We start from the raw sequence: 17,324 nt of genomic DNA on the forward strand, positions 1-17,324 counted from the left end.
GGCTGCGCACTGCATCGAAATGGATGCAATCACTTGGTCGGGATCTGTCCTGCGCCCGCTGCCGGTGCGGCCGGTGCGGAAGCAGGTGCACTGGCGCCCGCGGCCGGTGCAGGCGCATCGCCATCAGCCTTCGGAATTTGCGCTGCCGAGCCCGCAGCCGGTGCGGCGGGCGCGGCCGGTGCACCAATTGCAGCGCGCTCGAGCAGGCTGCCGCCGCCCGCCGGCCGCGCATGGCTGAAGTAGGCCAGCGCCAAAGTGCAGACGAAGAAAACTGCCGCCAGCACGGCCGTGGTGCGCGACAGGAAGTTGGCACTGCCGCTGGCGCCGAACAGGCTGCCTGCGCTGCCGCTGCCAAAGGCAGCGCCCATGTCGGCACCCTTGCCGTGCTGGATCAGGATCAGGCCGATCATCGCCAGCGCGGTGAGCATCTGGACGCCCACCAGAATGTTGAGGACGAGGTTCATTTTTTCTTACTCCTGGTTCGATATCGCAGCGCCGCCGGACTCAGCGCGCTGCCGCAATGATTTGCAAAAAGTCGGCGGCCTTGAGCGACGCACCGCCGATCAGTCCACCGTTGATGTCAGGCTGCGACAGCAGTTCGGCCGCGTTGGCCGCATTCATGCTGCCGCCGTAGAGGATGCGGATGCCCGCAGCATGCTCGCTCGCCGCGTGATGCAACTGTGCGCGCAGCACCGCGTGCACGGCCTGCGCCTGTTCCGGCGTAGCCGTCTTGCCGGTGCCGATGGCCCACACTGGCTCGTAGGCCACCACGATCTCGCTGATGCAATGGCCATTGACGTGGATCACCGCCGCCAGTTGCCGCTTGACCACCTCGTCGGTCTGCCCTGCTTCGCGTTGCGCCAGCGTCTCGCCGACACAGACGATCGGCGTGATGCCGCTGGCCAGTGCGGCCGCGGTCTTGGCCGCCACCGTGTCATCGCTTTCGGCGTGGTACTGGCGCCGCTCCGAGTGGCCGACGATGGCGTAGCGCACACCGAAATCCTTCAGCATCGCGCCCGATTGTTCGCCGGTGTAGGCACCCTGCGCATGGGCTGACACGTCCTGCGAACCCAGCGCGATCGGCGAGCCGGCAACGAGCGTCTGCACCTGCGCCAGATACGGCGCCGGCACGCACACCGCCACGTCGCAGGCAGGCGTTCCGATGCCCTGCTGGAGCGCCTGCAGCAGCGTCGCATTGGCAGCCAGGCCGCCGTTCATCTTCCAGTTGCCGGCAATGAGTTGGTTGTGGTGCATCGTGTCTCCGTTACCAGGTCAGCACGATCTTGCCGATGTGCTCGTTCGATTCCATCAGCCGATGGGCCTGCACCGCGCCGTCCGCATCGACAGCAGCAAAGCGGCTGTGAATCACGGGCTTGATCTCTCCACGCTCGAGCAGCGGCCAGACCTTTTCGCGCAGTGCGCGTGCAATGGCGCTCTTGAACGCAACCGGCCGCGGCCGCAAGGTCGAGCCGGTCACGGTGAGCCGGCGACGCAGCAACTGGCCGGCGTTGAATTCGCTCTTCACGCCGCCCTGCACCGCGATGATCACGAGCCGGCCGTCATCGGCCAGGCAGTCGATCTCGCGCGCCACGTAGTCGCCGGCCACCATGTCGAGGATCACGTCGACACCCTTGCCATCCGTGAGTTGCTTCACTTGCGCAACGAAGTCGCTGGTCTTGTAGTTGATCGCGTGGTCGGCCCCAAGCGCGCGGCACGCCGCGCACTTCTTGTCGCTGCCAGCCGTCGCGATCACGCGGGCGCCGAGCGCCCTGCCGAGCTGGATCGCCGTCACGCCGATGCCGCTCGAGCCGCCCTGCACCAGCAGCGTCTCGCCCGCCTGCAGCCGGCCGCGCTCGAACACGTTGCTCCAGACCGTGAAGAAGGTTTCGGGCAGGCTGGCCGCGTCGGCTGCGCTCCAGCCCTTTGGCACCGGCAGGCACTGCACCACCGGCGCAACGCAAAGCTCGGCATAGCCGCCACCGGCCACCAGCGCGCAGACCGCGTCGCCGAGCTTGAAGCCGGCTTCGGCCATCGCCGCCGCGTCACCCGCGACGATCTCGCCGGCCACTTCGAGGCCCGGCAGGTCGGACGCGCCCGGCGGCACGGGGTAGTGGCCCATGCGCTGCAACACGTCGGGCCGGTTCACACCGCTCGCGGCGACACGGATCAGCAGTTCGCCGGCACCCGCGACGGGTGCGGGACGCTCGGCGACGCGCAGCACCTCAGGGGCACCGAACGAAGTGATTTCAATCGCTTTCATGGTCTTTTCGGGCTGCAGCCCGCCCAGTGGGCGGATGCTGCGATGAAAAAGATGACAAGCGGCGCTTTGCGGCGTCGCTTGCGGTTGCGATCAGCCTTGGCGTTCGCCGTTGTCGCCTTCGCCGCGCGCCGCATACACGCCCTGCTGCGGTTCGGCCAGCGCCGGCGCTGCTTCGCGCTGGGGCTGCTGCTCGTTGCGCGGTGCATCGTTGCGCTCGCCTTCGAAACGCGGCGGACGATCCCCGCGCGGTGCGCGGTCGCCACGCGGCGGGCGATCGCCACGATCGCCACGATCGCCACGATCTTCGCGCGGCGGACGTTCCTGAAACTCCATGCCGGCCGGACGCTCGGTCAGCGCCTTCATGGACAGCTTGACGCGGCCCTTTTCGTCGGTCTCGAGAACCTTGACCTTCACGATCTGGCCTTCGCTCAGATAGTCGGTCACCTTCTCGACGCGTTCGTGCGCGATCTGGCTGATGTGCAGCAGGCCGTCCTTGCCGGGCAGCAGGTTGATCAGCGCGCCGAAGTCCAGGATCTTGGTGACCGGGCCTTCGTAGACCTTGCCGATTTCGACTTCGGCCGTGATCTGTTCGATGCGCTTCTTGGCGAATTCGGCCTTTTCCGGATCGGTCGAGGCGATCGTGATGGTGCCGTCCTCGTCGATGTTGATCGTGGTGCCGGTTTCTTCCTGCAGGCCGCGGATGACTGCGCCACCCTTGCCGATCACGTCGCGGATCTTCTCGGGGTTGATCTTCAGCGTGGTCAGGCGCGGCGCGAAGTTCGAGACTTCGGCCTTGGCCTCGCCCATGGCTTCCTGCATCTTGCCCAGGATGTGCATGCGCGCTTCCTTGGCCTGCGCCAGCGCGACCTGCATGATTTCCTTGGTGATGCCCTGGATCTTGATGTCCATCTGCAGCGCGGTGATGCCGTTGGTCGTGCCGGCCACCTTGAAGTCCATGTCGCCCAGATGATCTTCGTCGCCCAGGATGTCGGTCAACACCGCGAAGCGATTGCCTTCCTTGATCAGGCCCATCGCGATGCCGGCCACGTGCGCCTTCATCGGCACGCCGGCGTCCATCATCGACAGGCAGCCGCCGCAGACCGAAGCCATCGACGACGAACCGTTCGACTCGGTGATTTCCGAGACGACGCGCACGGTGTAGGGAAACTCTTCCTTGGTCGGCAGTACCGCGACCAGTGCGCGCTTGGCCAGACGGCCGTGGCCGATTTCGCGGCGCTTGGTCGAGCCCATGCGGCCCACTTCGCCGGTGGCGAACGGAGGCATGTTGTAGTGGAACATGAAGCGGTCTTCGTACTCGCCCATCAGCGCGTCGATGCGCTGTGCGTCGCGCTCGGTGCCGAGCGTGGTGATCACCAGGGCCTGCGTTTCACCGCGGGTGAACAGCGCCGAGCCGTGGGTGCGCGGCAGCACCGAATTGCGGATCTCGATCGGGCGCACGGTGCGCGTGTCGCGGCCGTCGATGCGGGGCTCGCCTTCGAGGATCTGGCTGCGCACGATCTTGGCTTCGATCTCGAACAGCAGGTCGTTGACCTTGCCCGCTTCGAAGGGCTCGCCGCTGTCCTTGAGTGCCGCCATCACGCTGGCGTTGGCTTCGCGCAGCGCTTGCGTGCGAGCTTGCTTGCTGCGGATCTGGTAGACCGCGCGCAGCTTTTCTTCGGCCAGGCCATTGACCTTGGCGATGAAAGCCTCGTCCTTGGCAGCCGGCTGCCAGTCCCACACTGGCTTGCCGGCGTCGCGCACCAGTTCGTGGATGGCGTTGATCGCGATGTTGGCTTGTTCATGGCCGAACACCACGCCACCGAGCATGATCTCTTCGGACAGTTGCAGGGCTTCGGATTCGACCATCAGCACAGCAGCTTCGGTGCCGGCGACGATCAGATCCATCTGCGAATCGCGGCGCGCGGTCTGGCCGGGGTTGAGCACGTACTGGCCGTTGATGTAGCCAACGCGGGCAGCGCCGATCGGGCCGCTGAAAGGAATGCCGGAAATCGACAGCGCAGCGCTGACGCCGATCATGGCCGCGATGTCGGCATCGATTTCGGGGTTGAGCGACAGCGTGTGGATGACCACGTGCACTTCGTTCAGGAACCCTTCGGGGAACAGCGGGCGGATCGGGCGGTCGATCAGGCGGCTGGTCAGCGTTTCGTGTTCGCTCGGCTTGGCTTCGCGCTTGAAGAAACTGCCCGGGATCTTGCCCGCGGCATAGGTCTTCTCGATGTAGTCGACGGTCAGCGGGAAGAAGTCCTGGCCGGGCTTGGCGGTCTTGGACGCGACCACGGTGGCCAGCACCACGGTGCCTTCGATGTCGACGATGACGGCGCCGCCGGACTGGCGCGCGATTTCACCGGTTTCCAGAACGACGGTCTTGTCGCCCCATTGGAAGGACTTGGTGATTTTGTTGAAGAGGCTCATGTTTTGCTCCTGTTTTGATAGCGAGGCACACAGTCCCCGCGGGCGGTTGGAGCGCTCTCAGAACACGATGCCATTCCAATGCAGTTCGGCTCGAACTTCATTGGAATGACACAGCTTCGCTCTGTTTTGCACTCCGAAAAGGGTTCACGAAGTAAAAAACGCCTGAGCTAGTGGACTAACTCAGGCGTTTTTGCATGCGATTCGAATTACTTGCGCAGGCCCAGCTTGGCGATCAGCGCGGTGTAACGGTCGGCATCCTTGGACTTGAGGTAGTCCAGGAGCTTGCGGCGGCGGCTCACCATGCGCAGCAGGCCGCGACGGCCGTGGTGATCCTTGGCGTGCGTCTTGAAGTGGGGGGTGAGCTCGTTGATGCGGGCGGTCAGCAGTGCGACTTGCACTTCAGGACTGCCGGTGTCGTTGGCGGCGCGGGCGTTGTCTTTGACGACTTCGGCCTTGATGGAGGCTGCGATCATGGTTGGTTTCCTTGTTCCGGGATGTTTGACTTGCGGTGTGCGCTGGAACTGCACGCACCGTGCGGATTGCCAAAAAGCAAAGCCCGTCGATTATAGCCCGAGCCAGCGCGTCAGCCGATTCACCCCTTCAACCAGCCGCTGCGGCTCCTTGGAAGCAAAGCACCAACGCAGCCAGCCCTGGGCTTCCGGGCCGAAGGCATTTCCGGGGGCCAGGCCGAGGCCGGCTTCGGTCACCAGGCGCTTGGCGACGGCCAGCGAGTCATCGAAGCCGTCGAGCTGGAAGAAGGCGTACATCCCGCCGCGGGCTGGCGCGACCTTGACGCCCGGCACGGCCGCGAGCAGCGGCACCAGCGTGTCGCGGCACTGTTTCAGGTGCGCCACCACGCGCGGCGTGACTTCGTCGGTGCGCGCGAGCGCCACCACGCCGGCGCGCTGGGTGAACACGCTGGCGCAGGAGGTGTTGAACTCGATCAGCTTGCCCATGCCGTCCATCAGCGCGGGCGGCAGCACCAGCCAGCCGAGCCGCCAGCCGGTCATGAGGAAGCTCTTGGAGAAGCTGTGAACGACCACGAGGCGGTCTTCCGGCGTGGCGATGTCGAGAAAGCTCGGCGCACAGCCGTTCGGGCTCGGCTCGTAGTACAGCCGCTCGTAAACCTCGTCGGCCAGGATCCAGGTGCCCGTGCCGCGGCAGTGGTCGAGGATCGCCTGCTGCTCGTCCGGCGTCATCGTCCAGCCGGTGGGATTGTTCGGCGCATTGACGATCAGCAGCCGGGTGGCGGCGGTGACCGCCGTGCGCAGCGCGTCGAGGTCGAGTGCCCATTCGCCTTCCCTGGCCACCAGCGGCACGCAACGCACCGTGGCGCCTAGGATCGCCGGCTGGGCTGTGAGGTTGGGCCAGACCGGCGTGACCGCCACCACCTCGTCGCCGGCATCGACCAGCGCCTGCACCGCAAGCATCAGCGCGTTGACGCCGCCCGAAGTGACCGCAATGCGGCCCGCGTCGACGCGCGGATGCAGGCGGCTGGTGTATGCCGCGATCGATTCGCGCAGTTCGGGCAGGCCGAGGTTGTGGGAATAGAAAGTCTCGCCTCGGGCCAGCGAATCGATCGCGGCCTGGCGGATGAACTCAGGCGTGATTTCGTCGCTTTCGCCGAACCAGAACGCGAGCACGTCGTCGCGTCCCAGCCCGGCATTGGCGACTTCACGGATTTTGGAGGCTTCGAGGTTGTGGATGGCGTTGCGCATCGGTCGATTCTCTATGGGGTCTCAGGCGGGCCGCTGCATCCGGCAGATGGTGGGCATTTCGGCCCGTGCAGCCTCGATGGTCTTGACCACTCGAAAGCCGTAGCCCGATCCTTCGACGTCGAACTTCACGCCGGGTGCGCCCTGCCTGTCCATCACGCCGACCACCAGTTGCTGCTGGAACTGGTGGTCGGCGGCGCGCATGCGGCCGCGCTGGCCGGCCAGCGTGACATCGGCGGATTCGAGCGCCCGCGCCACCGGCACCGCGTCGGTGCTCGCGGCGCGCTCGAGCGCTTGCGCCAGCGCCTCGACCAGCAACTGCATGCGCATATGCACATAGTCGTCGGCCGCCTTTGGAAAGCGCGCGCGGAACGACTGGTAGAACGCTTCCGACGCCGGCGTCTGCACATTTGGCAGCCAGTCGGCCACCGCCGCGACGCGGCCGATGCCGGCCTCGCCGATCGCCGCGGGCGCACCGAGCGCGTTGCCGTAGAACGTGTAGAACTTGCCCTGGTAACCGGCCTCGCGCGCCGCCTTCACCAGCAGCGTGAGGTCGTTGCCCCAGTTGCCGGTGACCACGGCCTGTGCACCGCTTGCGAGAATCTTGCTCGCGTAAGGAGAGAAGTCCTTCACGCGGCCCATCGGATGCAACTCGTCGCCCACCACCTGCACGTCTGGCCGCAGCTGGACGAGTTGCCGCCTCGTTTCGCGCAGCACCGCCTGGCCGAAGCTGTAGTCCTGACCGATCAGGTAGACCCTCTTGAGCGCGGCGTCGTCTTTGATCACCTCCATCAGTGCGGTCACGCGCATGTCGGCATGCGCGTCGAACCGAAAGTGCCAGAAGCTGCAGCGCTCGTTGGTGAGCACCGGATCGACCGCCGAGTAGTTGAGGAAGATCACGCGGCGCGAAGGGTCGCGCTCGTTGTTCTTGTCGATCGCGTCGAGCAGCGCGGCCGCTGTGGCCGACGAGTTGCCCTGCAGCACGATGCGCGCCCCATCGTCCAGGGCCGCGCGCAAGGCTGAGAGCGCCTCTTCGTTCTGGCCCTTGCTGTCGTAGCGGTCGAGCTGCAGCGGTCGGGCGCCCCCCGGCAGCTTGATGCCGCCGCGCGCGTTGACCCGCTCCACGGCCCACAGCAGATTGCGAAACACCGCCTCGCCGGTGTTGGCGAAAGGGCCGCTCATGCTTTCGACCAGCGCCAGCCGGATCGGCTGCACGGCCTGTGCATGCAGCGGCAAAGCCACCGATGCCGTGAGCACGCTGCCTAGCGCCAGCGCACCGGATTTCAAGACCCGGCGACGCGAAATATCGGGGAGATTCATGCTCTTGAAACGCGCCTGCAGATGCCTAGATGAGATGGCATGTGGCACGCATTGATGGAAAGGCCGCGCAGTGTAAGGGACACACATTCTTGTCCCCCTCGTCCCCATCTTTCATTCGACTCAGGAGTTCATCATGTTCTTTGCACCCGCAGTTCGCACCTTCTCCCCTCGCTTCCACGACCGGAGCTTCGAGCGCTTCGTCAACCAGGCCTTCTCCAGCGCCTCGACCGCGCGCCCGGGCGTGAAGGTTGAACAGGACGACACCAGCTGGACCTTGTCGCTCGACGTGCCCGGCCTGTCGCGTGAAGACCTCGGCATCAGCATCGAAGGCGCCGTGGTTCGCATCGAGAGCAAGGCCGAAGCCGCGCGCCAGGTCAAGGCCGCCTACGAATTGCCGCTCGATATCGACGCCGCCGCCAGCGAAGCCAGACTGGCGAATGGCGTGCTGACGCTCAAGCTCGGCAAGCGCATCCCCGCAAGCACCAAGGTCGAGCTGTTGATACAGTAATCGGCTCCGAAAACAACGGGCCGGTAACTTCTTGTTGCCGGCCTTTTTTGCGTGGCAGGCGACAATAGGGTCGAACAGTCCCTGCATTCAGTAACCCTTTTTCAAATACTTTTTTCTTATATGCGCGTCGACTTGATACCGGTATCACCCGCTCAAGTTGATGTTTTTCCTTGAAGCAGGCCCGATGAAAACGCATTTGCAGGCAGCCAGTCCCGGCGCGCGCGCCGACACCTTGCTCGTTTTCTTGCCGGGCGCCTTTCTGAAGCTGGAAGACTTCGAGCACGAGGGCTTCGTGAGCGCGGTGCGCGAACGCGATCTCGCGGCGGACGTGATGCTGGTCGACGCCAACGTCTCCTACTATTACGACCAATCCTTCATCGAGCGCCTGCATGCGGGCGTGATCGAACCCCAGCGCGCAAGGGGCTATAAATCGATCTGGCTGGTCGGCATCTCGATCGGCGGCTTCGGCGCGCTGATCCATGAACTGGCGCGTCCGGGACGTGTCGATGGCATCGTCGCCCTGGCGCCCTACCTCGGCCGCCGACCGCTCGGCGCCGAAATTCTGAAGGCCGGCGGCCTGCGTGCGTGGCGGGCGCCCGACGGCCCTCCGCCCGACGACGAGGCCGACCGCAAGCTCTGGCCCTGGCTGCAGCAATATGCCGACCCCGGAGCCTCCAGGCACATGCCACCGTTGTACCTGGGCTACGGCCTCAGCGACCGCTTCGCATCGAACCACCGGCTGTTGGCCGAGGTGTTGCCCGAAGGCCACGTGTTCACCACGGAAGGCGGCCACGACTGGCCGCAGTGGGCTGACCTCTGGCGCCAGATACTCGACGTACTGCCGTTGCCGGTGCACAGCACGACGCCCGTACTGATGACCGTGGACGCCTGAACCCATAGTGCGCCCCTTCCTCCGATCTGTCCCGCTGGCCCTGGCGGCGGCCGCGCTGGCGCTGCCGCTGCATGCGGCCGAGGTCATCGCCGTGCCGTCGCCGGACACCCACGCAACGGCCGAGGTGTTTTTCTCGCCCGGCGCGAACACCGACCGCGCCATTGCCGCCGCGATTGCCGGCGCCCGAACCCGCGTGTGGGTTGCTGGCTACTTCTTCACCTCGTCGGTGGTGGCAAAGGCGCTGGACGAGGCGCACGCGCGCAAGGTCGACGTACGGGTGCTGCTCGACCGCTCCCAGGTCACGCAGCGGTATTCCAGCGCCACTTTCTTTCACAACCGCGGCGTGCCGCTCTGGATCAACGCACGCTACCCGGTGATGCACCACAAGTTTCTAGTGCTCGATGCGGGAACGGTCGGCTTTGGCTCAATGAATTTCACCCGTGCAGGTGCGCAGCAGAACGCTGAAAACTTCAATCTGTTCCGGCGCTGGCCGCAGCTCGCGGAGACCTATGGGCGCGAGTTCCAGCGGCTCGAGCGCGAATCGGAGCGCTACCGGCCGGGCATGACCTTCGATGCGGAGGGCGCGGCCGGCGAGAAGGCGGAATAGGCCGCCTCAGGCCCCCGCCAGCGCATCGAGCGGCCAGCGCGGCTTGACGTCGAAGGCGTAGCGCGCGGAGGCTTGCTGCACGCCCACTTGCAGCCGCATGGCAGCCGCCATCGCGATCATCGCGCCGTTGTCCGTGCACAAATGCAGCTCCGGGTAGTGCACCCGCACGTCACGCTTCGCGCAGGCGGCATCGAGCTGCCGGCGCAGATCGCGGTTGGCGCCCACGCCACCGGCCACGACGAGCCGGCGCATGCCGGTCGCGTCGAGCGCGGCCAGGCTTTTCTTCAGCAGTACTTCAACGATGGCCGCCTGCGTCGACGCGGCCAGGTCGGCCTTGCGGGCCTCCAGTTCTTCGCCGAGCTTTTTCGCCTGCGTCATGACGGCTGTCTTGAGCCCGGCAAACGAGAAATCGAGGTCGCCGCTGTGCAGCAGGGGGCGCGGCAACCTGAATGCGGCCGGGTCGCCCTGCTCCGCCAGTTTGGCGAGCCACGGGCCGCCGGGGTACGGCAGGCCCATGAGTTTGGCGCTCTTGTCGAAGGCCTCGCCCGCCGCGTCGTCGATGGTTTCGCCCAGGATTTCGTAGCGCCCCACCCCGTCGACCCGCATCAACTGGGTGTGGCCACCTGACACCAGCAGCGCGACGAACGGAAACTCGGGCGGGTCGGCGCTGAGAAACGGCGAGAGCAGGTGCCCCTCCAGATGGTGTACGCCGAGCACCGGCTTGCCGAGCGCAGCACCCAGCGCGCAGGCCACCCCGGCGCCGACCAGCAGGGCGCCGGCCAGACCCGGGCCGCGCGTGTAGGCCACCACGTCAACCTCGGCCAGATGTCGGCCCGCTTCGTTGAACACCGCCTGCGCCAGCGGCAGCACGCGCCGGATATGGTCGCGGCTGGCCAGTTCCGGCACCACGCCGCCGTAGGCCTGGTGCATCGCGATCTGGCTGTGCAGCGCATGCGCGCGCAACAGCGGCGTAGCGCCGCCCTGCGACTCGACGAGGGCCACGCCGGTTTCGTCGCACGACGATTCGATTCCCAGAACAAGCATAGGGCGAGTTTAGGGGGCGCACACTTTCGGGGCACGGATGTTGCTCGATATCCTTCCAACAGACGGCAGGCGCCCTCGCCCCCTAACACGATGAAATCCGGACTGAGCTTTCTTGTCGCGGCCCGCCGATGCGAAATCGACGAGCTGGATCAGCTCGCGCGCACCAGCGAGCTGGTCGGCACGATCGGGCGCCTGGTCCACGCGCTGCAACGCGAGCGCGGGCTCTCCAACGTGCTGCTGGCGTCGCAGGGGCAGCGCTATGCGCAGCAGCGCAGCGCGCAGATCGGCGAATGCATCCGGCTCGAACACGACGTGCGCACCGGCTTCGACCGGCTCGAAACCGAGGGCCGCCGCGTCGGTAACGGCACCCGCCTGTTCAGCCGCATCGCCTGGGTGTTGCCCGGGCTGGACGCCCTGCCCGTGCTGCGACGCCGCGTTGGTGCACTGGAACTGGGCGCGGCCGACGCCACCGCGGCGTTTGCCAAGCTGATCGCCGGCCTGCTCGCCGTGGTGTTCGAGGCCGCCGACGGCGCCACTGACCCCGAAATCTCGCGGCTGCTCGCTGCCATGTTCAATTTCATGCAGGGCAAGGAATTCGCGGGCCAGGAGCGCGCCTGCGGTGCGGCAGCCTTTGTCGAAGGGCGCAACGACCCGCTGCGCCAGCAGCAATGGCTGCAGCTCATCACGGCCCAGGAACGCTGCTTCAACGTGTTCGCCGACTTCGCCGGCCCGGCGCTGACCGAGGTCTGGCGCCACAACCAGCCCGCGGCCGAACTGGCCGAACTCGAGCGGCTGCGCCGCGTCGCGCACTCGGCGCCCGCCGGCGCTGCGCTCGACCGCGAACTCAGCACCAACTGGTTCGACTGCTGCTCGCTGCGCATCGATGCGATGAAGGCGGTGGAAGAACGGCTGGCAGCCGACCTGCGCACCTTGTGCGCCGGCAAGATCGCCGAGGCCCGTGCCGAGGCGGAGACGCACCAGGCCCTGCTCGACCAGTTGGTGGCCGACACCGCCGTGCACACCGCGCGGGCCACCACCTTCTTCGACGACCCCGAGCTGGCGCCGGCCGCGCCCTATGGGCACCAGCTCGAGCGCTCGATTCTCGACATGTTGCAGGAGCAATCGCAGAGGCTGCAGGCCATGAGCGACGAGCTCGACACGGTGCGCGCCACGCTCAACGAGCGCAAGCTGGTCGAGCGCGCCAAGGGCCTGCTGATGGCGCACCGCCGGATGACCGAGGAAGAGGCTCACAAGATGCTGCGGCAGACAGCAATGAACCAGAACCGCCGCCTCGTCGACGTGGCGGAATCGGTGCTGTCCATGGCCGAATTCCTGCCCGGCAGCACCTGAATTGGTGCGCTGCACAATAGGAGTGCCGCTCCCAAGGTCTGAGCTGGATCAGCCTCCAGCGCCAATGCCACGGGCCCCGACAGCTATTAATTTGATAGCAGCTCGCACCCAATATCAGCTGGCACGCAGCTTGCTTTCAGTCTTGGCATAGACCGACGAAGGTCTGCAGGCAGGTGGCACCCAATGGCGGGTGTCGCCCACCGAACAGGACAAAGGCGTCCTTACCCCGTACTGGCCCGGCTCGAGCCGGCCGTGCGCGGTGAGGACGCCTTTTTGTTTTTCGCCTCTTCTTTTTTGACCGGAGTTCGCCCCCATGACTGATGCGCTGAAATTCAAGCTGAGCCGACGCACCGTCCTTCAAACCGCCGCTGTCGCTGCGGTGGGAATCAACCCTGCGCTGCGCGCCGCGGTCTGGGCCCAGGGCTCGGACAAGCCCGAAAAGGAGGAAGTGAAGATCGGCTTCATTCCGCTCACCGACTGCGCCAGCGTGGTCATGGCCTCGGTGCTCGGCATCGACAAGAAATACGGCGTGAAGATCGTGCCGAGCAAGGAAGCCAGCTGGGCGGGCGTGCGCGACAAGCTGGTGAACGGCGACCTCGATTTCGCCCACGTTCTCTACGGCCTGGTCTACGGCGTCCACCTCGGCATCGGCGGCCCCAAGAAGGACATGGCCGTGCTCATGACCCTGAACAACAACGGTCAAGCCATCACGCTCAGCAAGAAGCTCGCGGACAAGGGCGCGATCGACGGCCCCTCGCTGGCCAAGCTGATGGCTTCGGACAAGCGCGAATACACCTTTGCCCAGACCTTTCCCACCGGCACGCACGCGATGTGGCTCAACTACTGGCTCGCCGCCAACGGCATCAACCCGATCAAGGACGCCAAGTCGATCGTGGTGCCGCCGCCGCAGATGGTGGCCAACATGCGCATCGGCAACATGGACGGCTACTGCGTCGGCGAACCCTGGGGCCACCGCGCCATCATGGACGGCATCGGCATCACCGCCATCACCACGCAGGACATCTGGAAGGATCACCCTGAAAAGGTGCTGGGGACCACGGCCGAGTTCGCCAAGAAGTACCCGAACACGGCACGCGCCGTGACCGCCGCGATCCTCGAAGCCGGCAAGTGGATCGACACCGGGCTGCAGAACAAGAACAAGATGGCCGAGACGATCGCCGAGAAGAGCTACGTCAACACCAGCGTCGACGCGATCAACCAGCGCATCCTTGGCCGCTACACCAACGGCCTCGGCAAGAGCTGGGACGACCCGAACTTCATGAAGTTCTACAACGACGGCGCCGCCACCTTTCCGTACCTGTCGGACGGCATGTGGTTCCTGACGCAGCACAAGCGCTGGGGCTTGCTCAAGGATCACCCGGACTACCTCAAGGTGGCAACCGAGATCAACCAGATCGACATCTACAAGCAGGCCGCCACGGCCAGCAAGACGCCGGTGCCCAAGGACTCGATGCGCAGCAGCAAGCTGATGGACGGCGTCGTCTGGGACGGCAAGAACCCGAAGGCGTATGCCGACGGATTCAAGATCAAGGCCTGAGGAGCATGACCATGGTCAGTGCCGTTTTCCACAACCCGCTCGACGCCGCCGCGTCGCCCCCCGTCGCCGCCAAGCCGACTGTGTCTTCGGTGAGCACCGCGGGCACTGCAACTCCGAAAGCCGATGAACCCCGGCCACGGGCTCCGCTCGACCTGCGCTGGTTCTGGATGCGCGTGCTGCCGCCGCTGGCCGGCTTCGGCGTGCTGGTGCTGATCTGGGAACTGATCGCGATCCGCAGTGCGGGCACCTTCCCCGCCCCCTACGAAACCTGGCTGCAGGCGGTCAAGGTGTTCAGCGATCCGTTCTACAGCAACGGGCCGAACGACCAGGGCGTCGGCTGGAACGTTCTGTCGTCGCTGCAACGCGTGGCGCTGGGCTTCGGCCTGGCGGCGCTGGTCGGCATTCCGGCCGGCTTTGCAATCGGCCGCTTCGAGTTCATGTCGCGCATGTTCAACCCGCTGATCAGCTTGCTGCGCCCGGTGTCGCCGCTGGCCTGGTTGCCGATCGGCCTGCTGGTGTTCAAGGGCGCCAACCCGGCCGCCATCTGGACCATCTTCATCTGCTCGATCTGGCCAATGATCATCAACACCGCCGTCGGCGTGCAGCGCGTGCCGAGCGACTACATGAACGTCGCCAAGGTGCTCAACCTCAGCGAGTGGAAGATCCTCACCAAGATCCTGTTCCCCGCCGTGCTGCCCTACATGCTGACCGGCGTGCGCCTTGCGGTCGGCACCGCCTGGCTGGTGATCGTCGCGGCCGAGATGCTGACCGGCGGCGTCGGCATCGGCTTCTGGGTGTGGGACGAGTGGAACAACCTCAACGTCAAGAACATCATCATCGCGATCTTCGTGATCGGCATCGTCGGTCTGATCCTCGAATTCGCGCTCATCAAGATCGCTACCGCATTCACGTTCGAAGAGGTGAAGTCATGAACGCCGCGCCGGCCCGCCCCAAGCAAGCTCGCACCGCAGTGCGCAACACGGAGGTATTCCAATGAGCATCGAAACATTGCCGAACAAGCTCGACAGGAAGTTCATCGACGTTCAGGGCGTCGAGCAGACCTTCAAGACGCCCAAGGGCAGCTTCCAGGCGCTGCGCGACATCAACCTGACCGTCGCCAAGGGCGAGTTTGTCGCACTCATCGGCCACTCGGGCTGCGGCAAATCGACGCTGCTGAACCTGATCGCCGGCCTGACCAAGCCGACGCATGGCGCGCTGCTGTGCGCCAACAAGGAAATTGCCGGCCCAGGCCCGGAGCGCGCGGTGGTTTTCCAGAACCACTCGCTGCTGCCCTGGCTCACCTGCTACGAGAACATCTTCCTGGGTGTGGAACGCGTGTTTGCACCAACCGAGAGCCGCGCACAGCTCAAGGCGCGCACCGATGCGGCGCTCGCGCTGGTCGGGCTCACGCCCGCCACGAACAAGCGCCCCGGAGAGATCTCGGGCGGCATGAAGCAGCGTGTCGGCATCGCCCGCGCGCTCGCGATGGAGCCCAAGGTGCTGCTGATGGACGAGCCCTTCGGCGCGCTCGATGCACTGACCCGCGCGCGCCTGCAGGACGAACTGCTGGCCATCGTGCAGAAGACGCAGAGCACGGTTGTCATGGTCACCCACGACGTCGATGAAGCCGTGCTGTTGTCCGACAAGATCGTGATGATGACCAACGGCCCCTCAGCCACCATCGGCGAGGTGCTCACCGTCAGCCTGCAGCGCCCGCGCAACCGGGTCGAACTCGCGGAAGACCGCAACTACGTGCACTACCGCAAGGCCGTGATCGATTTCCTGTACACGCGGCAAGGCCACGTCGAAAAAGCCGCCTGAGCCGAACACCCCACCAGGAGCTCTCGATGACACCCAATCAGATCGAGCTGGTGCAATCCAGCTTCGCCAAGGTGGCGCCGATTTCCGAGCAGGCCGCCGCATTGTTCTACGCACGGCTGTTCGAACTGGCGCCCGGCGTGCGCGGCCTGTTCAAGGGCGACATGGTCGAACAGGGCCGCAAGCTCATGACCATGCTGGGCAGCGTGACGCGGCAGCTCGACAAGCTCGACGCGCTGGTGCCGGTGGCGCAGCGCCTGGCCGAGCGGCACGTGGCCTACGGTGCGCAGCCGGCGCACTACGCGGTGGTCGGCGTGGCGCTGATCGACACGCTCGACAAGGGCCTGGGCGCCGACTTCACGCCGGACGTGCGCCTGGCGTGGGAAACAGCGTACGGCACGTTGTCGGCCGTCATGATCGCCGCCGCGGCCGAGCTGCCGGCCCAGACGAAGGAGTCGCTCGCGTGAAGACCTTCATCCGCGTCATCGAATACTGGGTGCCCAGCCAGGATCGCAGCCTGCTCGAGTTCGGCGGTGGCCTGTTCGGTGCGGCCACGCGCTTTGCCGCCATCAGCAGGGACCTCTGCTTCGGCCGCGGCGAAGGCCTGCCGGGCCAGGCCTGGGACGCCGGCCACCCGATCGTGCTGAAAGAGCTGGAGGGTTCGTACTTCCGGCGCGCCGCCGCGGCCAAGGCCGAGGGCCTCACCTGCGGCATCGCGGTGCCCATCTTCAAGGGCGCCGACCTGAGCGCCGTGATGGTGATCTTCTGCGGCGACGACGCCGAGCATGCCGGCGCGATCGAACTCTGGGGCAACGACCCCGAAGAGTCGAAAGACATGACGCTGGTCGACGGCTACTACGGCACCACGGGCGATACCTTCGAGTTCATCTCGCGCGCCACTGCGTTCCGCCGCGGCACCGGCTTGCCGGGCATGGCCTGGGAGCAGCACAGGCCGGTGTTCCTGCGGGATCTGGGCAAGGGCTCGGGCTTTCTGCGCGCCGATGGCGCGGTCAAGGTCGGCATCAATCGCGGCTTTGCGATTCCGTGCTCGACCATCGACGGCTCGAATTATGTGATGGCGTTTCTGTCGGCGCTGGCGACCCCGATCGCACGCCGCGTCGAGATCTGGGAGCCTGATGTGAGCGGCACCAAGCTGGTGCGCAGCTTCGGCTTCTCGGAGGCCGATGGCGTGCTCGGCGAGTCGGAAATCGTCGACGTGGGCGGCGATGCGGCGAACCCGCTGGGCCAGGCCTTTGCGACCGGCCGGCCCTCGGTGCTCGAACCGATGATCGCGATCCCCGTCGCGCCGCAAGGCCGCGTCACCGCGGTGATGGCCCTCCACTTCTGATCACGTTCTGATCACTCTTCATTCGGGAATGCCATGATGAAAAAAATGAAACTCGTCCTGATCGGCAACGGCATGGCCGGAGTTCGTGCGGTGGAGGAGCTGCTCAAGATTGCGCCGGATCTGTACGAGATCACGGTGTTTGGCTCCGAGCCGCATCCGAACTACAACCGGATCCTCTTGTCGCCGGTGCTGGCCGGGGAGCAGACGGTGGAGGAGATCGTGCTCAACAGCTGGGAGTGGTATGCAGAGAACCACATCACGCTGCACGCGGGCAAGACCGTGACCGAGGTGGATCGCGTCAAGCGCATCGTGCGCGCGACCGGCAAGGACGGCAGCGTGACCGAGGCGGGCTATGACCGGCTGCTCATGTGCACCGGCTCCAACCCGTTCATGCTGCCGGTGCCCGGCAAGGACTTGAAGGGCGTGATCGCCTACCGCGACATTGCCGACACCGACTACATGATCGAGACC

18 protein-coding genes are annotated in these 17,324 nt (G+C 65.8%); 10 read left to right on the plus strand and 8 right to left on the minus strand.

All coding sequences use genetic code 11. From position 1 onward, the window contains the following. Nucleotides 1–29 precede the first annotated feature (29 nt). From secG to ACSFA8_RS21445, 7 genes are all read right to left on the minus strand, one after another. Entirely contained in the window at nucleotides 30–464 is a 435-nt protein-coding gene (secG, locus tag ACSFA8_RS21415) for a preprotein translocase subunit SecG (protein ID WP_435481486.1), read from the minus strand. 40 nt (nucleotides 465–504) lie between these two features. After that, nucleotides 505–1,254 carry a triose-phosphate isomerase gene (gene tpiA / locus ACSFA8_RS21420; protein ID WP_435481487.1) on the minus strand — a complete coding sequence of 250 codons (750 nt, stop codon included), beginning with the start codon at nucleotides 1,252–1,254 and terminating at the stop codon, nucleotides 505–507. Nucleotides 1,255–1,264: 10 nt separating this feature from the next. After that, nucleotides 1,265–2,260 (minus strand): NAD(P)H-quinone oxidoreductase, encoded by a 996-nt coding sequence (locus ACSFA8_RS21425; protein ID WP_435481488.1) that lies wholly within the window; start codon nucleotides 2,258–2,260, stop codon nucleotides 1,265–1,267. A 90-nt stretch (nucleotides 2,261–2,350) separates the two neighbouring features. Continuing rightward, complete coding sequence (pnp, locus tag ACSFA8_RS21430) at nucleotides 2,351–4,693, minus strand: polyribonucleotide nucleotidyltransferase (protein WP_435481489.1); 2,343 nt, start codon at nucleotides 4,691–4,693, stop codon at nucleotides 2,351–2,353. A gap of 206 nt (nucleotides 4,694–4,899) precedes the next feature. Next, nucleotides 4,900–5,166 carry a 30S ribosomal protein S15 gene (gene rpsO / locus ACSFA8_RS21435; RefSeq protein WP_007837783.1) on the minus strand — a complete coding sequence of 89 codons (267 nt, stop codon included), beginning with the start codon at nucleotides 5,164–5,166 and terminating at the stop codon, nucleotides 4,900–4,902. Nucleotides 5,167–5,256: 90 nt separating this feature from the next. After that, nucleotides 5,257–6,411, minus strand: coding sequence for a pyridoxal phosphate-dependent aminotransferase (locus ACSFA8_RS21440; protein ID WP_435481490.1), 1,155 nt, complete (start codon nucleotides 6,409–6,411; stop codon nucleotides 5,257–5,259). 21 nt (nucleotides 6,412–6,432) lie between these two features. Beyond that, nucleotides 6,433–7,728, minus strand: coding sequence for a branched-chain amino acid ABC transporter substrate-binding protein (locus tag ACSFA8_RS21445; protein WP_435481491.1), 1,296 nt, complete (start codon nucleotides 7,726–7,728; stop codon nucleotides 6,433–6,435). 133 nt (nucleotides 7,729–7,861) lie between these two features. Between ACSFA8_RS21445 and ACSFA8_RS21450 the strand changes: the two genes are divergently transcribed. The 3 genes from ACSFA8_RS21450 (at nucleotide 7,862) to ACSFA8_RS21460 (ending at nucleotide 9,735) form a co-directional block, all read left to right on the plus strand. Next, on the plus strand, nucleotides 7,862–8,236 hold the full coding sequence (locus tag ACSFA8_RS21450; protein ID WP_435481492.1) for an Hsp20/alpha crystallin family protein: 375 nt from the start codon (nucleotides 7,862–7,864) through the stop codon (nucleotides 8,234–8,236). 184 nt (nucleotides 8,237–8,420) lie between these two features. Beyond that, nucleotides 8,421–9,128: an alpha/beta hydrolase-fold protein gene (locus ACSFA8_RS21455; RefSeq protein WP_435481493.1), complete on the plus strand. Its 708-nt coding sequence runs from the start codon at nucleotides 8,421–8,423 to the stop codon at nucleotides 9,126–9,128. A 7-nt stretch (nucleotides 9,129–9,135) separates the two neighbouring features. Beyond that, complete coding sequence (locus ACSFA8_RS21460) at nucleotides 9,136–9,735, plus strand: phospholipase D-like domain-containing protein (protein ID WP_435481494.1); 600 nt, start codon at nucleotides 9,136–9,138, stop codon at nucleotides 9,733–9,735. 6 nt (nucleotides 9,736–9,741) lie between these two features. On the opposite strand, the gene tsaD is transcribed toward ACSFA8_RS21460, so the two are convergent. Further along, nucleotides 9,742–10,779 (minus strand): tRNA (adenosine(37)-N6)-threonylcarbamoyltransferase complex transferase subunit TsaD, encoded by a 1,038-nt coding sequence (gene tsaD / locus ACSFA8_RS21465; protein ID WP_435481495.1) that lies wholly within the window; start codon nucleotides 10,777–10,779, stop codon nucleotides 9,742–9,744. Nucleotides 10,780–10,869: 90 nt separating this feature from the next. On the opposite strand from tsaD, the gene ACSFA8_RS21470 reads away from it, so the two are divergent. From ACSFA8_RS21470 to ACSFA8_RS21500, 7 genes are all read left to right on the plus strand, one after another. Then, nucleotides 10,870–12,129 carry a nitrate- and nitrite sensing domain-containing protein gene (locus ACSFA8_RS21470; protein ID WP_435481496.1) on the plus strand — a complete coding sequence of 420 codons (1,260 nt, stop codon included), beginning with the start codon at nucleotides 10,870–10,872 and terminating at the stop codon, nucleotides 12,127–12,129. A gap of 313 nt (nucleotides 12,130–12,442) precedes the next feature. Next, complete coding sequence (locus ACSFA8_RS21475) at nucleotides 12,443–13,687, plus strand: CmpA/NrtA family ABC transporter substrate-binding protein (protein WP_435481497.1); 1,245 nt, start codon at nucleotides 12,443–12,445, stop codon at nucleotides 13,685–13,687. Nucleotides 13,688–13,698: 11 nt separating this feature from the next. Continuing rightward, nucleotides 13,699–14,619, plus strand: coding sequence for a nitrate ABC transporter permease (gene ntrB / locus ACSFA8_RS21480; RefSeq protein WP_435481498.1), 921 nt, complete (start codon nucleotides 13,699–13,701; stop codon nucleotides 14,617–14,619). 61 nt (nucleotides 14,620–14,680) lie between these two features. Continuing rightward, a complete protein-coding gene (locus tag ACSFA8_RS21485) occupies nucleotides 14,681–15,508 on the plus strand; it encodes an ABC transporter ATP-binding protein (protein WP_435481499.1) in 828 nt (275 codons plus the stop codon). 26 nt (nucleotides 15,509–15,534) lie between these two features. Further along, a complete protein-coding gene (locus ACSFA8_RS21490; protein WP_435481500.1) occupies nucleotides 15,535–15,972 on the plus strand; it encodes a globin family protein in 438 nt (145 codons plus the stop codon). Then, the gene (locus tag ACSFA8_RS21495; RefSeq protein ID WP_435481501.1) at nucleotides 15,969–16,853 is read left to right on the plus strand and encodes a GAF domain-containing protein; all 885 of its coding nucleotides are present in this window, start codon (nucleotides 15,969–15,971) and stop codon (nucleotides 16,851–16,853) included. Before ACSFA8_RS21490 ends, ACSFA8_RS21495 begins: the two co-directional genes overlap by 4 nt. Before the next feature lie 36 nt (nucleotides 16,854–16,889). Then, nucleotides 16,890–17,324, plus strand: a 435-nt coding sequence (locus ACSFA8_RS21500; RefSeq protein WP_435481502.1) for an FAD-dependent oxidoreductase, incomplete at its 3' end; no start/stop codon positions are given.

The organism is Variovorax nitratireducens (assembly GCF_051216545.1).
Classification (GTDB): domain Bacteria; phylum Pseudomonadota; class Gammaproteobacteria; order Burkholderiales; family Burkholderiaceae_C; genus Variovorax.

Coding starts and splice junctions, on each gene's coding strand:
- secG (WP_435481486.1), bottom strand. CDS start 464: ATGAACCTCGTCCTCAACATTCTGGTGGGCGTCCAGATGCTCACCGCG.
- tpiA (WP_435481487.1), bottom strand. CDS start 1,254: ATGCACCACAACCAACTCATTGCCGGCAACTGGAAGATGAACGGCGGC.
- ACSFA8_RS21425 (WP_435481488.1), bottom strand. CDS start 2,260: ATGAAAGCGATTGAAATCACTTCGTTCGGTGCCCCTGAGGTGCTGCGC.
- pnp (WP_435481489.1), bottom strand. CDS start 4,693: ATGAGCCTCTTCAACAAAATCACCAAGTCCTTCCAATGGGGCGACAAG.
- rpsO (WP_007837783.1), bottom strand. CDS start 5,166: ATGATCGCAGCCTCCATCAAGGCCGAAGTCGTCAAAGACAACGCCCGC.
- ACSFA8_RS21440 (WP_435481490.1), bottom strand. CDS start 6,411: ATGCGCAACGCCATCCACAACCTCGAAGCCTCCAAAATCCGTGAAGTC.
- ACSFA8_RS21445 (WP_435481491.1), bottom strand. CDS start 7,728: ATGAATCTCCCCGATATTTCGCGTCGCCGGGTCTTGAAATCCGGTGCG.
- ACSFA8_RS21450 (WP_435481492.1), top strand. CDS start 7,862: ATGTTCTTTGCACCCGCAGTTCGCACCTTCTCCCCTCGCTTCCACGAC.
- ACSFA8_RS21455 (WP_435481493.1), top strand. CDS start 8,421: ATGAAAACGCATTTGCAGGCAGCCAGTCCCGGCGCGCGCGCCGACACC.
- tsaD (WP_435481495.1), bottom strand. CDS start 10,779: ATGCTTGTTCTGGGAATCGAATCGTCGTGCGACGAAACCGGCGTGGCC.
- ACSFA8_RS21470 (WP_435481496.1), top strand. CDS start 10,870: ATGAAATCCGGACTGAGCTTTCTTGTCGCGGCCCGCCGATGCGAAATC.
- ACSFA8_RS21475 (WP_435481497.1), top strand. CDS start 12,443: ATGACTGATGCGCTGAAATTCAAGCTGAGCCGACGCACCGTCCTTCAA.
- ntrB (WP_435481498.1), top strand. CDS start 13,699: ATGGTCAGTGCCGTTTTCCACAACCCGCTCGACGCCGCCGCGTCGCCC.
- ACSFA8_RS21485 (WP_435481499.1), top strand. CDS start 14,681: ATGAGCATCGAAACATTGCCGAACAAGCTCGACAGGAAGTTCATCGAC.
- ACSFA8_RS21490 (WP_435481500.1), top strand. CDS start 15,535: ATGACACCCAATCAGATCGAGCTGGTGCAATCCAGCTTCGCCAAGGTG.